This window comes from Rhodococcus sp. MALMAid1271 (assembly GCF_049195265.1).
In the GTDB taxonomy this organism is placed as follows: domain Bacteria; phylum Actinomycetota; class Actinomycetes; order Mycobacteriales; family Mycobacteriaceae; genus Rhodococcoides.
Genome location: NZ_JBMIRQ010000095.1, coordinates 1 through 1692 on the forward strand (window position 1 = coordinate 1; position 1692 = coordinate 1692).

The window sequence follows — 1692 nt, forward strand, 5'->3', positions numbered from 1 at the left end:
GATCCGCCGCTTGGGTTGCATGAATTCCCGGCCGGTGGAGTTGCGGCACACAGTGATTCGAGGAGATCGGTTCACCGTCTCGGCCACGTTCTCACCGAGCGACGGCTATCGCTTCGTGCCGGCCACGCCGCTGCACGCCCTCTGAGCACCCACTGATCCAAGGAGCGTTCTTCATGACTGGAGCACCACCGGAAGCCGACCCGGCCGCCGCACACGCACTGATCGACGAATCGGGAGCCATCCTGATCGATGTCCGCGAGGACGACGAATGGGCAGCCGGCCACGCCCCGGACGCCGTCCATGTACGCCTCGGCGATCTCGATCCTGCTGCCTACCCTCCTGAGCAGAAATTGGTCGTGGTGTGCCGCTCGGGCGCTCGGTCGAGCAAAGCTGTCGCGGCCCTCACCGATGCCGGTCGCACAGCGCACAATCTGTCGGGCGGAATGAAAGCGTGGCACGAAGACGGCCGTCCTGTGGTCCGTGATGACGGCACCCCCGGCGCAGTGATCTGACATGGTCGCCACCCTCGCGATCGCAGTTGCCGCAGGGATTCTCATCGGGCTCTCCCTCGGCGCACTCGGTGGTGGGGGATCGATACTGACTGTTCCTGCACTGGTGTATCTCCTCGCGGTCGAACCGCAATCGGCGACGAGCACCTCTCTGATCATCGTCGGCATCACCTCGATCATCGCGGCCATCAGCCATGCGCGAGCACGGCACGTGCGGTGGCGGGCAGCGGCAGTGTTCGGAATTCTGGGCTCGGTCACCGCCTTCGGTGGATCGATCCTCAACCGATCGGTCGACCCGCAAATCTTGCTGCTCGCGTTCGCGGCACTGATGATCGTCGCCGCCGGTGCGATGTTGCGCCGCACCCGGCGCGGACACGATGCCGACCTACCGACACCGAACCCGGCCGAGACCGTGGGAACACGCCCGAGCGCCGTCGCGGTCGCCACCAAGCCCACGAAAGTGAAGATCACCACGTCGCAGGTATTCAAGCTGGTCGCCGCCGCGCTCGTTGTCGGCTTCCTCACCGGGTTTCTGGGAGTGGGCGGCGGATTCCTCATCGTCCCCGCCCTGGTTCTGGCACTGGGCTATTCGATGCCCGTCGCGGTCGGAACGTCACTGGTGATCATCTCCATCACCAGCGCGGGGGCCTTCACCGAACGCCTCGGCACGGGTGCCACCATCCCGTGGGAGATCGTCGTACCGTTCACCTTCGCGGCAATTGCAGGCTCGTTCGCAGGAAAAGTCATCAGCGACAGAGTCTCTGCCACCACGCTCACCCGTAGCTTCGCAGCTCTGTTGCTCGTCGTGGCCGTCTACGTCACTGTCCAAGCCTCCATAGCCCTGTAACGCACATCGTTGTGCATCACAGAGGCTAATTCTGCGCACGCCAATGCGGCGCATCGCACACCTGGATCGAGGAGATCTTCGATGACCGCACTGATTCCCCGCTCTGAGGCGTCCAGGCCGTATCCGATGCGTCATGAGCCGAAGGGCTCGACGCTGTTCCAATTGGTGACCACCACCGATCACAAGACGATCGGCAAGATGTATCTGGTCACCTCGTTCGGATTGTTCCTCATCGGCGGGTTGATGGCGCTGCTCATGCGCACCGAACTCGCCGTACCGGGGTTGCAGTTCCTGTCCAACGAGCAGTACAACCAGCTGTTCACCATGCACGGCACG

General features: G+C 63.6%; 3 protein-coding genes. All 3 read left to right on the top strand.

Annotated features, from left to right (window positions below):
* The first annotated feature begins 173 nt into the window (after window positions 1–173).
* On the top strand, window positions 174–512 hold the full coding sequence (locus ACOQFP_RS14555; RefSeq protein ID WP_421584728.1) for a rhodanese-like domain-containing protein: 339 nt from the start codon (window positions 174–176) through the stop codon (window positions 510–512).
* Window position 513: 1 nt separating this feature from the next.
* Window positions 514–1356, top strand: coding sequence for a sulfite exporter TauE/SafE family protein (locus ACOQFP_RS14560; protein ID WP_206491138.1), 843 nt, complete (start codon window positions 514–516; stop codon window positions 1354–1356).
* Window positions 1357–1437: 81 nt separating this feature from the next.
* On the top strand, window positions 1438–1692 hold a 255-nt coding region (locus tag ACOQFP_RS14565; protein WP_421584729.1), incomplete at its 3' end, for a cbb3-type cytochrome c oxidase subunit I.

What these genes read in the sequence shown, in the direction of transcription:
- ACOQFP_RS14555 (WP_421584728.1), top strand. Translation starts at nt 174, where the DNA reads ATGACTGGAGCACCACCGGAAGCCGACCCGGCCGCCGCACACGCACTG.
- ACOQFP_RS14560 (WP_206491138.1), top strand. Translation starts at nt 514, where the DNA reads ATGGTCGCCACCCTCGCGATCGCAGTTGCCGCAGGGATTCTCATCGGG.